Source organism: Bacillota bacterium (genome assembly GCA_012839765.1).
Lineage (GTDB): Bacteria > Bacillota > Limnochordia > DUMW01 > DUMW01 > DUMW01.
In genome coordinates, this window is record DUMW01000011.1 from 14,603 (window position 1) to 36,531 (window position 21,929).

Below are 21,929 nucleotides of genomic sequence, written 5' to 3' on the forward strand. Positions count from 1 at the left end.
TGCCAATGTGACTTGGCAACAACTGGTAATGATCCTGGTATCTTTTGTGCTGTTCTATTTGGCCATTAAGAAAAAGTATGAACCCCTATTGCTTGTACCCATCGGGTTTGGTGTCTTGCTGGCCAATTTACCTGCCACCGATCTTTTAGATCCCGGTGGTCTTTTGACTGTGATCAGTACAGGAGTTAAGGTGGGATTGTTTCCCCCCTTGATCTTCCTTGGTATCGGCGCGATGACGGACTTTGGGCCGCTCATTGCCAGTCCCCGCACTCTGCTATTGGGAGGCGCTGCCCAGCTGGGGATCTTTATTACCTTCCTTGGGGCATCCTTTGTGTTCACTTTGCCTCAATCGGGGGCTATTGGGATCATCGGCGGTGCTGACGGTCCTACGGCCATTTACCTGGCCCAGAAGTTGGCACCGGAGTTGCTTGCTCCCATTGCGATTGCCGCCTACTCCTACATGGCTTTGGTGCCGATTATCCAGCCGCCTGTGGCGAAACTGCTTACCACCAAGGAAGAACGCCGCATCCGGATGGAGCAGCTGCGGGAAGTGAGCAAACTGGAACGTATCATCTTCCCCATCATGATTGCCGTGGTGGGTACTTTCGTAGTACCATCAGCGGCGCCGCTGTTGGGTGCCCTTATGTTCGGCAACCTGTTGAGGGAATCCGGTGTAGTGGATCGGTTGTCCAAAACGGCAGAGAATGAGCTGACAAATATTGTAACTATATTCCTTGGGCTTTCTGTGGGTGCTAGTGCGAAGGCGGAGAACTTCCTGACCTGGCAGACCATAGGGATCTTGGTCCTCGGGGTTGTGGCCTTTATGGTGGCAACGGCCGGGGGAGTGCTTTTTGCAAAACTGATGAATCTGTTTACCAAGGACAAGATTAACCCTCTCATTGGTGTTGCCGGAGTTTCGGCGGTACCGATGGCTGCCCGGGTAGCCCAGAAACTGGGTCAGGAGGAGGACCCGGAGAACTTCCTGTTAATGCATGCCATGGGTCCAAATGTGGCGGGTGTGATCGGTTCGGCGATTGCCGCCGGGGTGTTCTTGTCCATCTTGGGATAGGTAAGGAGAGTTTATATCTTACCTGAAAGGAGCTGCATCGATTGAGCGGGAAATCAAGAGTCAAGATTACAGAAACGATCCTGCGGGACGCCCATCAGTCCTTGATGGCTACCCGGATGCGTCGGGATCACATGTTAACTATCGCTGAAAAGCTGGATAAAGTAGGTTACCACTCCCTGGAAGCCTGGGGTGGAGCGACCTTTGATGCTTCTTTACGTTACCTGAAGGAGAATCCTTGGGAAACCCTGCGTCAGTTGCGGGAGCGCATTACCAAGACCCCACTGCAGATGCTGCTGCGGGGACAGAACCTTTTGGCCTACCGGAACTATCCCGATGATGTGGTGGAGGCCTTCGTGCGCCATGCGGTGAAAAACGGGATTCGGATCGTCCGGATCTTTGATGCCCTGAATGACGTGCGGAACATGGAACTGTCCATCGAGGTCACCAAGGATGCCGGGGCCCATGCCCAAGGCACCATCGTGTACACCATCAGTCCCGTACACAACGAGGACTATTATGTGCAGGTAGCGAAGAAGCTGAAGGAAATGGGGGCCGATTCCATCTGTATCAAGGATATGGCTGGTCTCATCTCCCCTGTGACGGCTTATAACCTTACGAAGCGGTTGAAGAAGGAAGTGGGTCTGCCGGTTCAGCTGCATTCCCACTACACCAGTGGTATGGCGGGAATGGCCTACTTCAAAGCCGCTGAAGCCGGAGTGGATGTGATCGATACGGCCCTGTCTGCCTTGGCCTTTGGGTCTTCCCAACCGGCCACCGAGACCATGGTCTCGGCTTTGGCGGAGACTGACAGGGATACCGGCCTTGACCTTGAGCTTCTGAAGGACATTAACCAGTACTTCAAGGGAATCATCAAAGAGTATGGTGACGTGGTGGCCCCGATCCGGATGGATCCGGAAGTGCTCAGCTACCAGATCCCCGGTGGGATGTTGTCCAACCTGCGGTCGCAACTGATGGAACAGGGCATGGTGGACAAGATCGAAGCGGTTTTCCAAGAGGTTCCCCGGGTGAGGGCGGAATTGGGTTATCCGCCACTGGTGACGCCGATGAGTCAAATCGTGGGTACACAGTCGGTGTTTAACATAGTCACCGGTCAACGGTATGCCATCCTGTCCAAGGAAGTGAAGGACTACGTCAAGGGTCTGTATGGACAACCCCCAGGACCCATTGATGAGGAGATCAAGAAACGCATTCTCGGCGACGATGAGCCGGTGACTTGCCGTCCTGCGGACCTATTGGAGCCAGGCTTGCCTAAAGCCTTTGATGAGTTGAAAGAAGCAGGTTTCAGCAACGTTTCCGAAGAAGAAGCCTTGGCTTACATTATGTTCCCCGAACAGACCAAGGCCTACCTGGGAAGCAGGTAGGAATAAATGAAAAAACGATGACTCTACCAAAGAGTCATCGTTTTTTCATGTCTATACATTCCTCTTCGGCTCCTGGGAAAGCTCACCTAGGAGACTTTCTCCTCCGTACTGGAAGAGGAACTGGAAGTAGAGTCGGATGAAGAACCCTTGCGGTTATCGGTTACGTAGAAACCAGGCCCTTTGAAGACGATGTTCACATTGCGGCTGATCAGCCTGCTTACCTTTCCACCACAGGTTGGGCAGGTTTCCAACGCTGGTTCGGTAATCCGTTGTTCGTACTCGAAACGTCCGCATTTTGCGCACTTATACTCGTACGTCGGCATGCAATCCCCTCCTACTTAGCTGTCTGTGATGTATTCTAGCCAATATCAGCGTGAACCCAAAAAAAGGGAGGACAAGATGGGGCTTTTCCCTCTCTTGATCCTCTAAGCATCAATAATACCCCAAAAAGCGAAACGAGGCAATACCGGTAGAGCGTCAGACCTGTGGAGCAGTCCGTCTCGGTTGCTTATCGGTCATGTGGACACTGGGGGCGGGATGAGAGAGACTCAATAGATCGGGTGGTGTAGGCCGGCAAGAGATCCGGGAAAAGGAGGAGTCCCTGGGTTCCCAGGGCTATGTTGGTCTTGTTCTGAATTAGTGTTCGTTGTTGGGTCTGACAAAGAGGCACTGGCAAAAGGGATTATTTCGTTTGAGCTATGGTTCCTAGGTGTATTACCAGGTTGTTCTGTGGGGTTTGAGATGTGGTAATGGGCAAAGGACTAGTTGTGAAGCCATCTTTTCTCGACCAGGGGGTCATTGTGGGCCAATTTGACAATGATGTGACGTTTAGTATAGAATTATTGATGAAAGGTTGGGAGGAACGTGGACGATAATTCTGATCCTGAGCCATCGAAGTGGCGGAATGATAGAGTAACTTTCCTTATACAACCGAATCGATTGATGAGGCTCTATCGACACACAGAAGGGGATAGTAGTGTGCTTTCCTCCTTGCTGTGTGTTTTTTTGTTGTGATCATGGAGCAACTGCGGCAGCTTGCGAGAAGTCAAATTCTAACTCGATTACTATTCCATGGAGGTTGTTGGTTTGACTGACGCTCCCCTGTTGTTGTTGTTCTTGCTTCAGTTCGGCTTCATCTTTCTGAATGCTGTTTTCGCTAGCGCAGAGATCGCAGTGTTGACCATGAACAAAAACCGGTTGTTCCAGCTTTCCACTTCCGGCGATAAACGGGCTTTACTGTTGACTAAGTTGACAGAACAACCGGCCACCTTTTTAGCCACCATCCAGGTGGGCATTACCCTGATCAACTTGCTGAGCAGTGCGGTGGCCACAGAAAACTTCTCGGATCGCCTGGTGGATTTCCTTGTGGGTTTAGGGATCAAAGCCCCGACCCTGGTGGTCAATATCCTAGCGGTAACGTTGATTACTCTGATCTTGACCTACTTTACCGTCCTGTTGGGTGAACTGATCCCCAAACGACTGGCGATGGTGAAGACGGAGCAGATTGCCCTGATCATGTCCCGGCTGATTTACTGGGTGGCCCGCATCTTTACCCCGGTGGTATGGTTTTTCACCGTCTCTACCAATGGGCTGTTACGTATTTTCGGCATTGACCCCGACCAAGAGGAAAATGAGGATACGGAAGAGGAGATCCGGCTGATCCTGGATGCGGCCAGCGAGAAGGGGACCATCGAACCCGACGAACATAATATGATCACCAACATCTTCGAGTTCGACGACATCGACGCAGAAGAGATCATGACCCATCGGGTGGAAGTGACCATGCTCTGGATGGAGGAGTCCGATGAACAATGGGCTCAGACCATCGCCGAGAGCCGCTACTCTTATTATCCCATCTGTGCCGAAAGTCCTGACCAGATTGTAGGCGTTCTGAGGGCGAAGGATTACTTCCGTCTCAAGGACAAAAGCCGGGAAAACGTGATGAAGCACGCGGTGCGGCCGGCCTTCTTTGTCCATGAATCGGTGCGGGCCGATGTCTTGTTCCAAAAGATGCAGCAGTCGAGGAACCATTTTGCGGTGGTGGTGGACGATTACGGCGGGATGAGCGGGATCATCACCATGAACGATCTGTTAGAGCAGTTGGTGGGGGATCTGGGTGATGATCAGTCCCTGCCCGAGGAAGCACCGCCCATTGAGCGGGTTGACTCCGACACTTGGCGGATCCAGGGCACCGCGTCCTTGGCGGAGGTGTCCAAGGAACTGGGGGTGCCTTTACCCTATGAGGAGTACGACACCTTCGGCGGGTTCGTCTTTGGACTTTTGGGCAGTGTCCCCTGTGACGGAAGTACCCCGGAACTGGAGGAATACGGTCTGAAGATCAAGGTCACCAAGATCCGGAAACGCCGGTTGGAAAGTGCCGTGGTATGCCTCGCGGAGCAGGAAGTGGAGACGGGAATTGAAAAGTGAGTCTTCTTGGCACAAATTTTTCTCTTGAGGAACCAAGCCCGGTTTAGGTGTCCTCCAGATCAGACCTCTGTTTCGTATAAGACAGCGCCAGCGTTCTCACGCGGGCGCTGTCCCGCGAAGATTTCAAGACCAGCCATTGACAATCAACGTATTTGTCTTTCCGGTAGAGACCGCAACCGGTGAGGAGGGGCATTTCCTTGGGGTTTGACTGTCTTTTTTCTTCCCAGACGAATAAGGGCTTATCCCCTTGACAAGTCCAGTTGAAAGGGGTACAGTGGACTTACGGAAACGGTTCCAAAATTCGAGATGGAGGAATGATTGTGAGTAAGAAAGTTAGGGTAGGACTCATTGGTTGTGGTAGAGTAGCCCGTGTGCACGCACAGGCACTGACAGAATTGGACCAGACGCAATTGGTGGCGGTTTGCGACATCAAGGAAGATCGGGCCAAGGAGTATGGGGAGAAGTTCAACGTCGACTATTACTTAGATTACAAGGAAATGTTGGCGAGGGATGATATTGATGCAGTACAGATTTGCACCCCTCACCATTTGCATAAAGAAATGACGGTTAATGCGGCCAATGCCGGAAAGCACGTATTGACGGAAAAGCCTATGGCCCTGTCCATTGAAGACATCGACGCCATGATTGGGGCGGCGGATCGTAATGGGGTCACCCTCGGGGTCATTTTTCAGAACCGGTATAACGACAGCTCCCTCGCGGTCAAAGAGGTCATTGATAGTGGGAAGTTGGGCAAGATTCTAGGGGCCCGGGCCTTTATCACCTGGCGGCGGACCGACGAATACTACAAGGGCAGCGACTGGAAGGGAACCTGGGACAAGGAAGGCGGCGGTTTTCTGATCGATCAAGCCATTCACACCATCGACTTGATGCAGTGGATGGTGGGAGAGGTGGAGACCATCCGGGCTACCTACGGTACCCACGCCCACACCTATATCGACGTGGATGATGTGGCCGAAGCCTATATCCGCTTCACCAACGGTGCCGAAGGCTGTGTCTACGGTAACTGCTTCTACGCCTATGATGCCCCGGTCTATCTGGAGATCGTGGGCGAAAACGGCCGTGCCGAGATTCTGGGCGGTTTCCGGGGTAAAGCCATTATCACCATCGGTAACGAAGAGCGGATCGTGACCCAGCGGGAAGGCAAGGTCTTAGGTAAGAGCTATTGGGGTCCGTCCCATATCCGTCAGATCGAAGAGTTCTACACCGACTTGTTGGCCGGGCGCAAGCCAGCCATTGACGGACGGGTCGGAAAGGTGGCCAACGCCATGGTGCTGGCCATGTACGAGTCCCACCGCCAGGGCAAACCCATTGACTTCCAAAGCTTCATAGGTAACAAGTAATAGGGAGGCCAATGTGCGACTGACGATTCGGGATATTGCCAAGGAGGCAGGAGTAGGGCTGGGGACTGTTTCCCGGGTGCTCAATAACAGTCCCCATGTGAGCCCCGCCACCCGGGCCAAGGTCTTGGCGGTGATTGAGAAATACAATTACCGGCCCCACGCGGTGGCCAGGAGCCTGGCTAGAAGACGTACTAACACCGTGGGTGTCGTCGTCCCCCACTTTACCAAACGCTTCTTCATCGAAGTACTCCGGGGGATCCAAGAACCCTTGGAACAGGCCGGTCGGGATCTCATCCTGTATAACGTCCAAAACCGTGTGCAGAAGGAAGACATCTTTCAGCGCCTCACCTACGAGAAGCCGGTAGATGGTGTGATTATCATCAACCTGCGCCTGACGGACAAACACTGTGAGCTGTTGCAGGAGGCAGGGCTACCTGTGGTCCTGGTGGACAGTGAACGCCGGGAGTTTACCTCCATCGTCTCCGACAATGTCCGGGGGGCACAGATCGCGGTGACCCACCTCATCAACCTGGGACATCGCCAGATTGGCTTGGTGAACGGTCTGGTGCGCTACCATGCCAGCCGGCAACGTTTTCAGGGGTACAAGCAAGCCCTAGCCCAACATGGCATTCCCTATGACGCCAATCTGGTGGTCACTTCGGAGTTTTCCCGGGAGGGGGGATATGAGTCGGTCAAAGCCCTGTTTGCCCGCGCCAAGCCCACCGCGATCTTTGCGGCCAGTGACGAGCAAGCCATTGGCATCATGGACTATGCCCGGGAAAAGGGTATCCGTATTCCGGAGGATGTGGCCCTGGTGGGTTTCGATGACATCGATCTCGTCGATTTTATCGGACTTAGCACCATGCGCCAGTCCATGACGGAGATGGGGGCCGTGGCCGCTCAGAAGCTTTTAGAGATGCTAGCCGATTCCCACGAAAGGGAAAAGAAGCCGCCGGAAAGGATCGTGTTTTGTCCCCGGCTGGTGGTCCGTACCTCCTGTGGTAGCCGGGCTGCACCGAGAACACCGTAAAGTAATCCTGCTCCCTGCACGGGGGCAGGATTTTTTTGCTTTGTCGCTAATAAGCAATAGATGGACTAAGAAAGGAAGTGGCACCGATGGCACTGTTACAAGGGCCCCTGCTCTTCGATGGGGCGATGGGGACCATGCTCCAGCAAAAGCGAAGCGACTTGGCTTTTCCGGAGTTGTTCAACCTGGAGGCGCCGGAGATAGTGGAGGAGGTTCACCGCGCTTACCTGGCGGCGGGTGCCGATGTTGTGGAGACCAACACCTTTGGGGCCAATCGCTACAAGTTGGCCCAGCATGGGCTGGCGGAGCGGACGGTGGAGATCAACGAACGGGCCGCAGAACTGGCCAAAGAGGCGGTGCGCAAAGCCGGTGGTAAGCAGCTGGTGGCTGGCTCCCTTGGTCCCACAGGACAGTTGATGGCTCCTTTGGGGACCGCCAGTTTCGAAGATATCTACGGGGTCTATCGGGAGCAGGCCCAGGCTTTGGCCGCTGGAGGCGTGGATTTGTTAATTGTGGAGACGATGCTGGATCTGGGTGAGGCCCGGGCTGCCCTTTTGGGAGCCCTAACCACCGGTTTGCCGGTGATCGCCCAGATGACCTTCGAACAGTCGGGCATGACGATGATGGGCACCCCCGCCGCGGTGGCGGCCTGTGTCCTTTCGAGCTTGGGGGCTACGGTGGTGGGGACCAACTGTGGTCTTGGTCCCCGGCAGATGTTGGACATTGTCCGGTCCATGGCGGAGGTGGCCCCCCGCATTTCGGCCATTCCCAACGCTGGTTTGCCTAAGCTGGTGGAGGGGAAGGATGTCTATGACCTGGACCCCAAGACCATGGCGGAATTCGTACCCCAGCTTTTGGCCCAAGGGGCTGGAATCGTCGGTGGGTGTTGTGGTACTACACCAGACCACATCCAGGCGATGCGCCAGGCCTTGGATGCAGCTTCCTATACACCACCTACACCCCGCGGTATCTATGGGGCCAGTAGCAGAAAACTAGTGGATCTTTCCGGTGGAGTCTTGGCTAAGGCCGGTACTGTCGACGACTGGATGGAGGCGGAGGGGGCAGGGTTTTCCCTTTTGGTCCTTACCCATCCTGGGGATGTGACCATGGCCCAGATGATGTGTCCTCTGCCCATGATCTTTACCGACGTGCCTATGGAGGATTTGGAAAAGCTCTTGCGGGAGTATCATGGACGGGCCCTGGTGGTGCCGCCCATGGAACCGGAACAGCAGGGTTTTGCAGAGTATCTGGAGGTGCTGGGGCGATACGGAGCCTTGGCGGTTTTGTCGGAGTATCGGGAGCTGGGGGTGGAGGTTGCGGTGTGGCAGCCCCTCTCCGAGGATACTTGGCGGATTGAAGGGGTAAAATGACCGTGAATGGGCAGGTAAGGCAGGAATTGGTCCGGGAGCAAAGTAGGGTCCAAAAGATCGTCCAAAGGCTTGAGGCGGCTTACGGTCGACCGACCTTAACTAAGGACAGGGACGGGGTCGATGAACTGGTTTTAACCATCCTGTCGCAAAATACCAACGATCTCAACCGGGATCGGGCCTTTGCCCGCCTCCGGGAGCGTTTCCCCAGCTGGGAGGCGGTGAAGGAGGCACCGGTGGAGGAGATCGAAGAGGCGATTCGGCCTGGGGGACTGGCCCGGACCAAGGCCCCCAGGATCAAGAAGGCCCTGGCTGCCATTGAGCGGGAACGGGGCGAGATCTCCCTGGACTGGTTGGCCCAGACCACCACCGAAGAGGCGGCCGCGTTTCTCACCAGCCTGGAAGGGGTGGGACCCAAAACTGCTGCTTGTGTTTTGCTTTTCGCCTTCAGGCGGCCGGTCTTTCCGGTGGATACCCACATCTGGCGGTTGGCCAAGCGGTTGGGGCTTGTGGACGAGGGGACCGACGCCCCCAGCACCCAACGGGTCTTTGAGGAACTGGTATCGCCGGAGGATTATTTTCCCTTCCATCTGAATCTCATTCGCCATGGCCGGGAAGTCTGTAAGGCCCAAAGGCCCCGCTGCCCCGCGTGCATACTGGGGGATTTGTGTAAGTACCCGAGGAAGGAGCATCACCATGCATGAGCTGACCCTTCAGACTACCCAACGTACACAGTTCATTGATATCACCCGGGAGATCCAGAACATCGTCACAAAACAGGGGGTCTCCACGGGTCTGTGCTGTGTGTTCGTTCCGCACACCACCGCAGGAGTGACCATCAATGAGCGCTGTGATCCCGATGTGGTTGAGGACATGGTTGAAAGGTTAAATGAACTGGTCCCCCAAAGTCCCGAGTTCCGCCACAGTGAAGGCAATTCCGACGCCCATATCAAGGCGAGTCTAGTGGGAGCGTCGGCAACCATCATCATCTCCCAGGGCCAGTTGCGGTTGGGGACCTGGCAGGGGATATTCTTCTGTGAGTTTGACGGGCCCAGGAGACGCCGGGTTTGGGCGCAGATTCTAAAGGAGGAGGGGGCACAATGATTGGGATTATCGGTGGTACGGGGGTTTATCGGTTACCCTTTTTTGACAAGGCCCAGTCTAAGGTGGTGGAAACACCCTATGGTGAGGCTACGGCGGTGTTGGGACAGGCGGGGGAACGGCCGGTGGCTTTCATTCCAAGGCACGGGGCTGCCCATGGCGTACCGCCCCACCGCGTGAACTACCGGGCAAACATCTGGGCCCTGAAGGACTTAGGGGCGCAGGCGGTGATCGGGATTGCCGCGGTGGGTTCCCTCCGTGTGGACCTCACCCCCGGAACTTTGGTGATTGTGGATCAATTCATTGATTTTAGCAAGACCCGTCCCACCACCTTTTTCGACGACGAAGTGGTCCACACGGACATGACCGAACCTTACTGCTCCCTCATTCGTAGGGAAGCTGTGGCCGCGGCTAAGCGGGCCCAGATGGGGTATCGCAGTACAGGCTGTTATGTCTGTACCGAAGGGCCCCGGTTTGAGACCGCAGCCGAGGTGCGGATGTTCGCCCAGCTAGGGGGCGATGTGGTGGGCATGACCAACGCTCCGGAGGCAGTGTTGGCCCGGGAAATCGGCTTGTGCTATGGGGTGTTGGCCTTGGTGACTAACCTAGGCGCGGGGCTTTCCAAGACTCCCCTGACCCACCAAGAGGTGGCGGAGATGATGGCGGAGCAGGAAAAGACCTTTTTCGGTGTCATTGAAGATTTGATTGCCCATCTGCCGCAGCCGTGGACCTGTACCTGTGGTAAAGGATGTGAGTGAGATGGGGCGGAAAAAGGCGGTAGTCTGGGAGGACCAGAGCCTGTTGCTGTTGGACCAGCGAAAACTTCCCGGGGAGGTGGTGCAGGTACGGTGCACCACGCCGGAGGATGTGGCCCGCTGCATCAAGGAGATGGTGGTGCGGGGGGCTCCGGCCATCGGGATCGCCGCCGCCTACGGACTGGTCCTGGCGGCCCGGGAAGGGGTCCAACGGGTGAAGGACGCGGCTTTGCTCTTGCGACAGACCCGTCCCACCGCGGTGAATCTCTTTTGGGCCATCGATCGGATGCTGGCCGCCACCGCAGGGTGCCAAGGGGAGGATCTGTACCAGCATCTGTTAGCTGAGGCCCACGGGCTTGCCCAGGCGGATATCCAGACCAATCAGCGGATTGGGGCCCACGGTGCAACCCTGGTGCCCAAGGGTGCGGGGATTTTAACCCATTGTAATGCGGGGGCTTTGGCTACTGTGGATTACGGTACAGCCCTGGGGGTGGTCCGGGCGGCCCACAGTGCGGGCAAGGACATTACCGTTTATGCGTGTGAGACCCGGCCCTTCTTGCAGGGGGCCCGTCTGACCACCTGGGAGCTTGTGGAGGACGGAATACCGGTCACCCTCATCACTGACAACATGGCGGGCTACCTGATGCAAAAGGGGCAGGTCTCTTTGGTGATCGTGGGGGCGGACCGCATTGCCGCTAACGGGGATGTGGCCAACAAAATTGGTACCTATGGACTGGCGGTCCTGGCCCAGGCCCATGGGATCCCCTTCTACGTGGCAGCGCCGACATCCACCATCGATCTCACCTTGGCCGGGGGGGAGGAGATCCCCATCGAAGAGCGTCCGGCCGAGGAGGTAACCCACTTCCTCGGTCAGAAAGTGGCCCCCCGGGGTGTGGCGGTGTGGAATCCCGCGTTCGATGTTACCCCCCATCACCTAATTACTGGCATTATTACCGAAGTTGGGGTGTTAAGGGAGCCTTATCACAAGAGTATAAAGGAGTTGTTTGCCCATGACCGCGCTTAACATGCCCCAAGGGGAGTTTGTGATCACCAATGCCCAGATTATCACTTGCGACGAAGAGGAGCGGGTCTTTTCCCAGGGAGACATCCACGTCAAAGACGGGAAGATCGTGGGAGTAGGTCCCCAGCTTCCTGTGCCACCGGGGGCGAAGATCTTCGATGCCACAGGATACCTCGCCATCCCGGGTCTTATCAACGCCCATACCCATGCGGCCATGACCCTGTTTCGGGGGTTTAAGGACGATGTGGATCTTTGGGAGTGGTTGCAGGAGCATATTTGGCCTGCGGAGGCAAAGCTGGAGGCGGAAGACGTATACTGGGGCACTTTGCTCGCCTGTATCGAGATGCTGAAGGCCGGGGTCACCACCTTTGTAGACATGTACTTTTTTATGGAGCAGGTGGCGGAAGCGGTGGCGGAGGCGGGGATGCGGGCTTACCTGGCCTGGGGGATCACCGATGGCACCGATGGTGGAGCCAAGGGGCTAGCGGAAACGGAAGAGCTTTTGGCCCGCTGGGAGGATGGGGCCGAGGGCCGGATCAAGATCCTTTTGGGTCCCCATGCGCCCTATACCTGCTCCCGAAAGTTGCTCGAACGGGTGCGGGACTTTGCCCTGGCCCAGGGGGTGCCGGTGCATATTCATCTTTCGGAAACCCGGCAGGAAGTGCTGGACAGTCAACGGGAGCGGGGGGTTACCCCGGTGCAGTGGCTGAGGGAAGTGGGATTGCTGCATCCTGAGATCCAGCTCATTGCCGCCCATTGTGTGCACCTGACCCCCGAGGACATTCAGCTCTGCAAGGAGCATGCCGTGGGCGTGGTTCACTGCTTGGGTAGCAACCTAAAACTGGCCTCGGGAGTGGCCCCCGTGCCGGAGCTTCTTGAGGCCGGAGTGAAGGTCTCCCTGGGGACCGATGGGGCGGCCAGTAACAATAATCTTGATGTGCTTAGAGAAATGCGTCTGGTGGCCTTAGTTCATGACGGGATCCAGGGAAAACCGGGCCTGGTGCCTGCATCTAAGGTACTGGCCATGGCTACGGGGATGGGCGCTTTGGTCTTAGGCCGGCCTGACTTGGGGCGCCTGAAGGTGGGAGCCCGGGCGGACATTGTCCTCTTGAATAACACCGGTGCCCATTGGTATCCTAAGGGAGATCTGGTTTCCGCCCTCATCTACAGCGGCAACTCCGCGGATGTGGATACAGTGATTATCGATGGTAGGTTTGTGGTGTCCAAAGGAAAAGTGTTGACCATAGACGAAGAAGAAGTGAAACAGGAAGTCGAAAAGCGCGCTTGGCGATTGCGTGCCAAGACCAAGGATTGAAGGAGTGCGAAGGATGGAACAGGTAAGAGTCAGATTTGCACCTAGCCCGACGGGCTATTTGCATGTGGGCGGTGCCCGGACGGCACTGTTTAACTGGTTGTTCGCCCGCCATCACGGTGGTGTCTTTGTGTTAAGGATAGAAGATACGGATACCGAACGATCCACAAAGGAATCCATGGAATGCATTCTGGAGAGTATGCGCTGGTTGGGCCTGGATTGGGACGAAGGCCCCGAGGTAGGCGGGGATTATGGTCCCTATCTGCAAAGTGAGCGTGGGGAGTACTATCAGGAGGCGGTGGAGAAGCTTCTGCGCATGGGGCGGGCCTACAAGTGCTACTGCACCCCAGAGGAGCTCGATGAGATGCGCGAGAAGGCCCTGGCCGAAGGACGGGCTCCCAAGTATGACGGGCGGTGTCGGGACTTGACGCCGGAGGAGTGTGCAAAGCTGGAGGCCATGGGGCGCAAACCGGTCATCCGATTCAAGACCAATATGGACGGAGAGACGGTGATCAACGACCTGATCCGGGGCCCGGTTACCTTTGCCAATGAAGTCCTGGATGACTTCGTCCTGGTGAAATCCGATGGCGGTCCCACCTACAACTTTGCCGTAGTGGTGGACGATGTGGCCATGGGGATCACCCATGTGATCCGCGGGGAGGACCATCTGTCTAACACCCCCAGGCAGATACAGCTCTATGAAGCCCTGGGCTATGCTCTACCCCAGTTTGCCCACATCCCTATGATCCTGGGGCCCGATCGGAAACGGCTGAGCAAGCGGCACGGTGCCACTTCCGTCATGGAATACGAAGGGGCAGGCTACTTACCCGAGGCCTTTGTGAACTATCTGGCCCTGTTGGGTTGGGCGTACGATGACCATACGGAGCTTTTCACCCGGGAGGAGCTCATTGCGAAGTTCACCCTGGACAAGGTGTCTAAGAACCCAGCCGTTTTCGACAACAAAAAGCTTTTGTGGATGAACGGTGTTTATCTGCGGGATCTGCCCCTGGAGGATTTGGTAAAGCGGGGAGTACCCTGGATGCAAAGGGCGGGTTATCTGCCGGAAGAGCTGGACGACAAACTACGGGACAAGGTTTCCAAGGTTTTCGCCGCGGTGCAGACCCGGGTGCGCACCTTGGAGGAACTGGTGAACGCCAGCTACTACTTCTTCACCGACGCCCCGCAATATGACCAGTCGATGGTGCAGAAGTTCCTGGTGAAGGAGTACGTCCCGGATATGCTCAAGCAATTGCTGGAACGGCTGTTGCCCCTTGAGCCCTTTACCGAGGAAACTATTGAGAAAGTATTCGTAAGCCTGCAGCAGGAGCTGGATATTGGTTTGGGTAAACTGATCCAGCCGGTGCGGGTGGCGGTGACCGGTACCAATGTGAGTCCGGGGATGTACGAGGTTTTGGCCCTCCTAGGTAAGGCTAAGACCTGCGAACGGATTCGGCACGCTTATCAGATGAGCAAGGAACTGCTGGGCCAAAGTTCTTAGGTCTACGTGATTGGGTTGAATAGCTGATTCAGGTGTCTTTATCTTCTCCGCAGGATGTGTTCCTGGGTGGTGCCGACATGCCCGGCCTGCCCCAGGTTCCCTGCGGATTACCGCCCGGAGGACGACGATGCAGATCAAAAAGTTTTTTACCGAACCGAATTGGTACCGGGGTAATCTCCATTGCCATTCCAACCGGTCCGACGGTGGAAAACCACCGGAGGAAGTCTTTGCCTGGTATGAAGAACAGGGCTTTGATTTTATCGCCTTGACAGATCATCAGAAATTCTTTCCGGGGGGACAGTATGGGAATCTCCTGGTGATCCCGGGCATCGAAGAACGTTTTCACGTGGTTGGTTTGGGCATGAAGGAATACCCCGATGAGGAAGTAGATCGCAGTGAACGGCAAAAGGTGATCGATGCTATCCTGGCCCATGGAGGCATTGCCTTCCAGGCCCACCCCTATTGGTTGGGCATGACAGATCCGGAATTGGCCGCCTGTCGCGGCATTTTTGGCGTGGAGGTGTACAACTCCGTCTGTGACTACACCATTGCCCGGGGTTATTCCCACGTCCATTGGGATAACCAGCTTTCCGCCGGCAACTTCCTCCTGGGTCTTGCGGTGGACGATGCCCACTGGCACGAGACCGAAGCCGGGGAGGGTAAGGGCTATGTGATGGTTAATACCACGGAACTGACCACCGAGCATATTCTCTCTGCTCTCTTGGCGGGGAACTACTTTTCCACCCAAGGGCCTTTGTTCAAGGCGTTAGAGATCACTGGGGACAATGAGGTCTATGCCCGGTTTTCCCGGGCCACCCGGGTGGATGTTGTGGGCAGTCACCAACGGGGGAAGGTCCTCCTGAGCGAGAAGGGTATTGAAGAGGTGAGGTATCAGATCCCGCCGAATCAGCGGTACGTACGGATCCAGATTACTGACCAGGCGGGGAAGATGGCCTGGAGCAATCCGCTGATCCCCTTTGGCGAGCAGGGGTAATCTACCGGTGCACATCTTAACCCGGCGGAGGAAGAACAACTGATTCCGCCTTGACTATCGCTGCTTTCTATCCGGAACAGTGGTGAGAACATTTCGACGGGAACCGTTGACAGCCGCCAGGTTTTTTGGTATAGTATCAGTGTTGTCGTTGGGAGGTGGTGTAATGGCAACACGCGGGACTCTGGATTCCGTTATGAAGGTTCGAATCCTTCCCTCCCAGCCATTTACACGAAGTTTATCGCCTATGCAAGATGCATAGGCTTTTTTTGTACCCAAAAACGGCGCAACCGAGTAGGAAGGGGCAGCTAGCCCCCGTCCGTTCACACCACCGCACGTAAGACGGCGGTTCACCAAGCTTGATGAATTTGATGGTAACCCTCGCTTAGGAACGTCGCCATCTTCTTCACGGGATGTTTTTCCGTGTTGTGCCAAAGATATGTTTGGCCCTCCACAGGTCCCACCACTTCCTCCCTGAGGTAGGCCCCATATGGGGTTTTCTGCTGACTTCTGCCGGTTCAGCCAGGCCTTCCGACCTGGGTTGCCGACATCGGCCGATGTTCCCGGCAGACCTTCCCGGGTAAGAATACGGTCTTTCCTTCCATCCACCCGCTACAGATACTCTCAGCAGCCTTTGGTAGCCAAGGACTTCGCTTTGCTCGGCAAGTTCATCCAACTGCCGCTAGTTTGCCTCCCACTTCCTTCGGATTCCACCTCACGGTGGACACCCTTGTGTTAAGCTATGTCTACTGCTACCTTACAGTACTCGTGCCGGGCGCACTAAAAAAGCCTCGTCTTGCGACGAGGCTTTACAGCGTATTCTGTTTTATTCACCGATCTTCATCTTGGTGAGCTTGAGATTCCCACCGTCCTCGACAAAGCTCAATTCGACTCGGGTGTTTGTACGATAAGTCACGGGCAGACCAGTGGGAGCTATTTCTTCTGGATCATGCCGGACATAATAAATAGTTCCGGTAATGTTCAGGTTTCCATCGGCCACAATGGTTTCGACGGGTCGAATGTTGTAGTTCTCATAAACCCAGATTTCAACTTCTTTCTTGAAGTCTTCCACAAAGGAATCGGCCTTTGCGTACACTGTCTCGTTACCGTCTTCGTCAATGACCACAAAGGGCTCTGTGATCATGTTGGCTAGCTTGTCTATGTTCCCCCGCCGGACCGCATCGTTCCAATTGCTAAGGAAATCCTTCCCCTTCTGTTCAAGGGCTAGAACCGGATGGGCTTCCTCGTCGCCACAACCGGCGAGTGCGAACAGTGAAAATACTAACAATGATACGAGCAATAAGGCCCTAGTTTTCATTTGACTAAAATCCCCTTTCTTACCCAGTGTGCGCCGATGTTGGCCTTGTTTAAGACGCGGAAAAACGAAGATATCAGTTCTAGTATACACTAGGATTGGTATTGAGGCAAGATTATCGGAGGATTTGGTATCCAATACCAAGAATCGCTCCGTTTCTGTCCACAAACACAAAAAAATATCGTTCATCAAGCAATGAACGATAAGAAAGAAATGGTACCCCCAAGGGGATTTGAACCCCTGTCTTTGCCGTGAGAGGGCAATGTCCTAGGCCGCTAGACGATGGGGGCCCACTTTCGAGTGTCATTATAACACGCCGGTTCTAACCTGTAAAGGGGCAAAGTGAAGATCATTTCTTCCCTAAAGGACCAGAAGTTCGCCAATGCACGTAAAATCGTGCCTTTGCATAAATTCCGCAGGGCAGATCACACTAGAAGACAGAAGGGAGGTTGATACCATGCTAAAGCGCTTACGATCCTGGTTGTTTCTAGACGAGGCCCGGTGGCCCGATGGCCTTCCCGATGAAGAGATCGCGGAGGAACTGCAACCAACGAAACAGTACGATATCCTGGAGGCCAAGGGCGGGGTGAAGATCCGACCGGCGGAGATCACCGAGGGTACCAGTCTTACGGTCTGGTACAGTGGCGACCTGGCCCAAAGGGATCCCGAGGCCCTGTACATGCACTATGGTTTCGGTACCGACGAATGGGAAGATATCGGTGAGGTGGAGATGTATAAGGACGGGGACAATCAGTGGATGACTAACGTCTACGTGAACCGGGGCCAGGCTATCAGTTTCTGCTTTAAGGACGGAGCCGGTAACTGGGATAACAATCACGGACGGAACTGGACCTTTCAAGTGCATTAGGGCAGGGGCCTGCCATCCTGTTTTACCACCCGGATTTGTAGGAAACTGTGGGGGGCGATCCAGACCAGTTTGCACTCCAGTTCAAAGGTCTGCTCAGAGACATTAAGGATACGACCGTCAATAATCTTGCTGACCAGATGGGGATCCACCAGCTGTAGCTCCTGTCCCACTAGGTCCTGGAGTAGTTCCCGGATCTGTGCTTCTAGCTGCAGCTTTGCGTATTGATCCTTCAGGAGCACCTCCACCTCCAGGGACTTAATCACCTCGGCTTGGTGTTTGGACTGCTCCTCCAACCGGGCCAACTGCTGCAGGGCCCCTTCATATTTCATCGCCAGGTCACTATTTTCCAAAGTCAGATCATTTACCTCCCGGGCCAGGATGAAGGTGCCCACCAGCAGTCCCAGCACCAGCCCCAGTAGGCAGGCGGCTATCATTTGCTTGATATGTTCCCTGGTGTAGACCCGGATCCTCATCCTTCGCCTCCGGTGAGGGTAATGATGATCCAATAAGCGGTGGAAGCACCGAGAAAGGCACTGATCAAAAGACACAGCTGCCGGAGCAGGGCAAAGACTTGCCCGTCGAAAAGGCCCACTTCAATGGCCCGGATGGTTTGGAAGGTGCCGCCGATGGCCACGACCACCGCCCAGATCTTACAGGCCTTGGCGATCTGGTGCATGGTGGCCAGCGGGGATCCGAAGGTGAAGACCGTGGCCAAAGAACCTACCAAGGCCCCACCCAGCAGTACCCCCAACGCGGTGAAATAGGCTAGGAGCAGCTCTCTGAGGATCTTGAGCACGAGATCTGACACAGCCTTCCCTCCTGATGGCATGGGCGGTGTTTGCTACAGCCTATGAGGAAGGATGGGGGAATATGCAAAGGGAAATCGGGATCGATGTCGAAAGTAGAGGCGAAAGTCTTTACGGGAGGCCAATCCCATGTCTATTCCCTTCGTACATCTACATAACCATACGGAGTATAGTTTGCTGGACGGATGTTGCCGGATCGAAGAGCTGGTCCGGGCCACCAAGGAACTGGGGATGTCCGCGGTGGCCATCACCGATCATGGGGTCATGTATGGAACCGTGAAGTTTTATGAAGCGGCCCAGGCCGCCGGGATTAAGCCCCTTTTGGGGGTGGAGTTGTACGTAACCCCAGGTGCTCTGGAGGACCGGCTGAAGGAAGAGGAACTGTATCACTTGGTATTGCTGGCGGAGAATGACATCGGGTACCGGAATCTGATCCGTTTGGTCTCCATCGCCCATCTCGATGGTTTTTACTACAAGCCCCGGGTGGATAAGAAAACCCTGGCCCAACACGGGGAGGGGCTTATCGCACTCAGTGCCTGTCTGGGCGGCGAACTACCAAGCCTGATCCTGGGAGGCAACCTATCCCAGGCTGCCACTAGCCTGAAGGAATACCTGGATATTTTCGGTAGGGAGAACTTCTTCCTTGAATTGCAGGATCATGGCCTGCCGGAGCAGCAGGCGGTGAATCGGGAGCTACTGGGCCTTGCCCAAAGGATGGGAGTGGGCTTGGTGGCCACCAATGATGTCCACTATCTGAACCGGGCCGATGCCCGCACCCACGATATTCTCCTTTGTGTGCAAACCAACCGGACTGTGGATGATCCCGATCGGATGATCTTCCCCAACGACCGATTCTATTTGCGCTCCCCCGCGGAGATGCATGAACTTTTTCATTGGTGTCCTGAGGCTTTGGAAAACACTCAGAGAATTGCAGACCGGTGTAACGTTACCTTAGAATTGGGGAAGATCCGTTTGCCCCACTTTGAGCCTCCCGAAGGACAAAGCTCTGAGGAGTATCTGCGGAAATTGGCCTGGTCCGGTGCCGCACAGCGTTACCCCGTGGTCGATGGCAAGGTGAAGGAACGGCTGGTGCATGAGCTAGAGATTATTGAGAGGATGGGATATGCGGCTTATTTCCTCATTGTTGCGGACTTTGTGAACTTTGCTAAATCCCAGGGGATCCTGGTGGGTCCCGGCCGGGGTTCCGCAGCCAGTAGCCTTGTGGCCTACTGCCTGGGGATTACCAATATAGATCCCTTGGCCTATAACCTAGTCTTTGAACGCTTCCTCAACCCGGAACGGATCACCATGCCCGATATTGACATCGACTTTGCCGATGACCGGCGGGATGAAGTGATCGCTTATGTGACGAGGAAATATGGCGCCGATCGGGTGGCCCAGATCATTACCTTTGGAACCATGGCGGCCCGGGCCGCCGTCAGGGATGTGGGACGGGCCATGGGAGTGCCCTACGGTAAGGTGGACCGAGTGGCCAAGGCCATTGAGCCTGGTCTGTCCATTGCTCAGGCGAAAACGACCTCAGAGTACTTGATCAAGCTGTGTGCCGAAGATACCTCGGTGCGGGAAGTGCTGGAGGTAGCGGAAAAACTAGAAGGCCTGCCCCGCCATGCCTCCACCCACGCCGCAGGGGTGATTATCAGTGATGTGCCCCTCACCGGGGTGGTTCCCTTGCAGCGGATGCAAGACGGTTCGGTGGTCACCCAGTATCCCATGGAAGACTTGGAAAGACTGGGGCTTCTAAAGATGGATTTTCTGGGGTTGCGGAACCTGACGGTGATCGATCGCACTGTGAAGCTGGTTAAACAGCATCACAACCGGGACATCGATCTTGATGCTATTCCTCTGGACTGTCCCGAAGTCTATACCCGGTTGAGCCAAGGGGATACTGCGGGAGTCTTCCAGATGGAAAGTAATCTCTACAGGGATCTCCTGCGACAAATCCAGCCCACCAATATCCATGACCTGGTGGCCATTCTGGCCCTGGGACGTCCCGGACCCATGGACCGGATTAAAGACTACGCCCAGCGGAAAAAGCAGCAGCAACAGGTGACTTATCTGCACCCGGCCCTGGAACCCATCCTGCGGGATACCTACGGGATCATGATTTACCAGGAACAAGTGATGCGGATTGCCATGGATCTGGCAGGCTATACCCCGGGACAGGCGGACTCACTCCGCCGGGGGATGGGCAAGAAGATGCCCGAGCTAATCGCCGCGGAGAAGGAGCGGTTCATCAAGGGCGCCGTGGCCAAGGGTATCGATGAAAAGATCGCGGAGGCCATCTTCCAAGATATGGAGAAGTTTGCCGGTTATGGGTTCAACCTGTCCCATTCCGCAGCCTATGCCCTGATCTCTTATCAGACGGCCTACCTGAAGGAGCATTACCCCATCGAGTTTATGGCTGCCTGTCTGAGTAGTGTGATGGGTTCCACCGACCGGGTGGTGAGTTACGTCCAAAGCTGCGAGCGAATGGGGATCCCCGTCCTACCGCCGGATATCAATCAAAGCCATGTGGATTTCACCCCCGTGGATGGGGCCATCCGGTTCGGTTTAGGGGCGGTGAAGAATGTGGGCACCAAGGCCGCCTGGGGGATCGTCCAACGGCGGGATAAGCCCTTCACGTCCCTGTTGGACTTTTGTAAGCGGGTGCCCAGTGAGCTTTGTAACCGCAGTGCCTTGGAGAGCCTAATCAAGGCGGGGGCCTTTGATGGGTTGGGGCCTAGCCGGGCCGCTATGTTGCAGGTGTTGCCCGACGTGCTGGCCATGGCGGAACAGGATAAACGCCGTGAGGCAAGCATGCAGATGTCTCTGTTTTCTATGGAGGAGATCGATACGGTCACCTTTCCCGATGTGGCAGAGTTTAGTTATCGGCAGAGGCTGGCCATGGAAAGGGAAGTCTTGGGGTTGTATGTCAGTGGGCACCCTTTGGGACCCCATCTGCCGATGCTGCGGGAGTATCTGCCTCCCATTAGCGGGTTGGCAGAAATGCCCGATGGCAGCACCATCACTGTCGTAGGGTTGGTGAATGGCATCAAGCGGATCACTACCCGCACCAACCAGCCGATGATGTTTGTGAGTGTCGAGGATGGCTCCGGCCAGATGGAAGCGGTGGTTTTGCCCCAGTTGATGCCCCAGGCCACGCCGGTGATCACCGAACATGCCCAGGTGATCCTCACCGGTACCTTAGAACACAGGGAAGACCAGGCGCCGACCCTCCTGGTGAAACAACTGGCGCCCCTGGGAGAACATCTGCTATTTGTTGAGCTTAATCTGGGCAAGCTGCCCGATGGGGCGGTGGTTGGCTGTTATGAGTTGTTGAGACAGTATCCGGGTAAGATCCCAGTATTCTTGAAATTGATCAAGGATGGCAAGAGGGCCGTTAGCTTACTTACGGAGGAACTGTGGGTTGTGCCAGACCAACGGTTGGTACAAGCTTTAAAGCGGCTTGGCTGCCAGGTTGTGATGACCCACGGCGCGTCCTAGTATGAGTCAAAAGTTTGTGGGGATTGGCAAGGCCTGGAAAAAATAGAAGACCGCGGGTCCATTGAAAGATGAGGGCATAGAGAAGGAATCGAGAGACTCCGTCTCCAATATATGGAGATAGCCAA

At 55.5% G+C, this 21,929-nt stretch carries 19 protein-coding genes and 2 tRNA genes; 16 read left to right on the top strand and 5 right to left on the bottom strand.

Going from position 1 to position 21,929, the window contains the following annotated elements; genetic code table 11:
- Positions 1-28: 28 nt before the first annotated feature.
- Both GXX57_01170 and GXX57_01175 read left to right on the top strand, forming a co-directional pair.
- Complete coding sequence (locus GXX57_01170) at positions 29-1,069, top strand: sodium ion-translocating decarboxylase subunit beta (GenBank protein HHV43266.1); 1,041 nt, start codon at positions 29-31, stop codon at positions 1,067-1,069.
- 41 nt (positions 1,070-1,110) lie between these two features.
- A complete protein-coding gene (locus tag GXX57_01175; protein HHV43267.1) occupies positions 1,111-2,451 on the top strand; it encodes a pyruvate carboxylase subunit B in 1,341 nt (446 codons plus the stop codon).
- An 86-nt stretch (positions 2,452-2,537) separates the two neighbouring features.
- On the opposite strand, the gene GXX57_01180 is transcribed toward GXX57_01175, so the two are convergent.
- Complete coding sequence (locus tag GXX57_01180; GenBank protein HHV43268.1) at positions 2,538-2,774, bottom strand: zinc ribbon domain-containing protein; 237 nt, start codon at positions 2,772-2,774, stop codon at positions 2,538-2,540.
- Positions 2,775-3,537: 763 nt separating this feature from the next.
- Here GXX57_01180 and GXX57_01185 point away from each other — a divergent pair.
- The 12 genes from GXX57_01185 (at position 3,538) to GXX57_01240 (ending at position 15,537) form a co-directional block, all read left to right on the top strand.
- Positions 3,538-4,878 (top strand): HlyC/CorC family transporter, encoded by a 1,341-nt coding sequence (locus tag GXX57_01185; GenBank protein HHV43269.1) that lies wholly within the window; start codon positions 3,538-3,540, stop codon positions 4,876-4,878.
- Between the two features lie 320 nt (positions 4,879-5,198).
- On the top strand, positions 5,199-6,239 hold the full coding sequence (locus GXX57_01190; protein HHV43270.1) for a Gfo/Idh/MocA family oxidoreductase: 1,041 nt from the start codon (positions 5,199-5,201) through the stop codon (positions 6,237-6,239).
- Positions 6,240-6,252: 13 nt separating this feature from the next.
- Entirely contained in the window at positions 6,253-7,269 is a 1,017-nt protein-coding gene (locus GXX57_01195) for a LacI family transcriptional regulator (GenBank protein HHV43271.1), read from the top strand.
- Between the two features lie 86 nt (positions 7,270-7,355).
- Positions 7,356-8,636: a hypothetical protein gene (locus GXX57_01200; protein ID HHV43272.1), complete on the top strand. Its 1,281-nt coding sequence runs from the start codon at positions 7,356-7,358 to the stop codon at positions 8,634-8,636.
- Positions 8,633-9,337 (top strand): endonuclease III, encoded by a 705-nt coding sequence (locus tag GXX57_01205; GenBank protein HHV43273.1) that lies wholly within the window; start codon positions 8,633-8,635, stop codon positions 9,335-9,337. Before GXX57_01200 ends, GXX57_01205 begins: the two co-directional genes overlap by 4 nt.
- Positions 9,330-9,737, top strand: coding sequence for a YjbQ family protein (locus GXX57_01210; protein ID HHV43274.1), 408 nt, complete (start codon positions 9,330-9,332; stop codon positions 9,735-9,737). Before GXX57_01205 ends, GXX57_01210 begins: the two co-directional genes overlap by 8 nt.
- Positions 9,734-10,492, top strand: coding sequence for an S-methyl-5'-thioadenosine phosphorylase (mtnP, locus tag GXX57_01215; GenBank protein ID HHV43275.1), 759 nt, complete (start codon positions 9,734-9,736; stop codon positions 10,490-10,492). The genes GXX57_01210 and mtnP overlap by 4 nt, the downstream gene beginning before the upstream one ends.
- Position 10,493: 1 nt before the next feature.
- Positions 10,494-11,513 (top strand): S-methyl-5-thioribose-1-phosphate isomerase, encoded by a 1,020-nt coding sequence (mtnA, locus tag GXX57_01220; protein HHV43276.1) that lies wholly within the window; start codon positions 10,494-10,496, stop codon positions 11,511-11,513.
- Position 11,514: 1 nt separating this feature from the next.
- Positions 11,515-12,825: an amidohydrolase gene (locus tag GXX57_01225; GenBank protein ID HHV43277.1), complete on the top strand. Its 1,311-nt coding sequence runs from the start codon at positions 11,515-11,517 to the stop codon at positions 12,823-12,825.
- Positions 12,826-12,838: 13 nt separating this feature from the next.
- Positions 12,839-14,320: a glutamate--tRNA ligase gene (locus tag GXX57_01230; GenBank protein ID HHV43278.1), complete on the top strand. Its 1,482-nt coding sequence runs from the start codon at positions 12,839-12,841 to the stop codon at positions 14,318-14,320.
- A 127-nt stretch (positions 14,321-14,447) separates the two neighbouring features.
- Positions 14,448-15,314: a CehA/McbA family metallohydrolase gene (locus tag GXX57_01235; protein HHV43279.1), complete on the top strand. Its 867-nt coding sequence runs from the start codon at positions 14,448-14,450 to the stop codon at positions 15,312-15,314.
- 149 nt (positions 15,315-15,463) lie between these two features.
- Positions 15,464-15,537 (top strand) — tRNA-Gln (locus tag GXX57_01240).
- A gap of 600 nt (positions 15,538-16,137) precedes the next feature.
- Here the strand turns inward: GXX57_01240 and GXX57_01245 are convergent.
- Positions 16,138-16,629, bottom strand: coding sequence for a hypothetical protein (locus GXX57_01245; GenBank protein HHV43280.1), 492 nt, complete (start codon positions 16,627-16,629; stop codon positions 16,138-16,140).
- 211 nt (positions 16,630-16,840) lie between these two features.
- Positions 16,841-16,916, bottom strand: a tRNA-Glu gene (locus GXX57_01250).
- 167 nt (positions 16,917-17,083) lie between these two features.
- Here GXX57_01250 and GXX57_01255 point away from each other — a divergent pair.
- Positions 17,084-17,494 (top strand): hypothetical protein, encoded by a 411-nt coding sequence (locus tag GXX57_01255; protein ID HHV43281.1) that lies wholly within the window; start codon positions 17,084-17,086, stop codon positions 17,492-17,494.
- Here the strand turns inward: GXX57_01255 and GXX57_01260 are convergent.
- Both GXX57_01260 and GXX57_01265 read right to left on the bottom strand, forming a co-directional pair.
- Positions 17,491-17,967: a hypothetical protein gene (locus tag GXX57_01260; protein ID HHV43282.1), complete on the bottom strand. Its 477-nt coding sequence runs from the start codon at positions 17,965-17,967 to the stop codon at positions 17,491-17,493. The two genes, GXX57_01255 and GXX57_01260, sit on opposite strands and share 4 nt — an antisense overlap.
- Positions 17,964-18,323: a hypothetical protein gene (locus GXX57_01265; protein ID HHV43283.1), complete on the bottom strand. Its 360-nt coding sequence runs from the start codon at positions 18,321-18,323 to the stop codon at positions 17,964-17,966. The genes GXX57_01260 and GXX57_01265 overlap by 4 nt, the downstream gene beginning before the upstream one ends.
- Before the next feature lie 112 nt (positions 18,324-18,435).
- On the opposite strand from GXX57_01265, the gene GXX57_01270 reads away from it, so the two are divergent.
- Entirely contained in the window at positions 18,436-21,804 is a 3,369-nt protein-coding gene (locus GXX57_01270) for a DNA polymerase III subunit alpha (GenBank protein ID HHV43284.1), read from the top strand.
- Positions 21,805-21,929 lie beyond the last annotated feature (125 nt).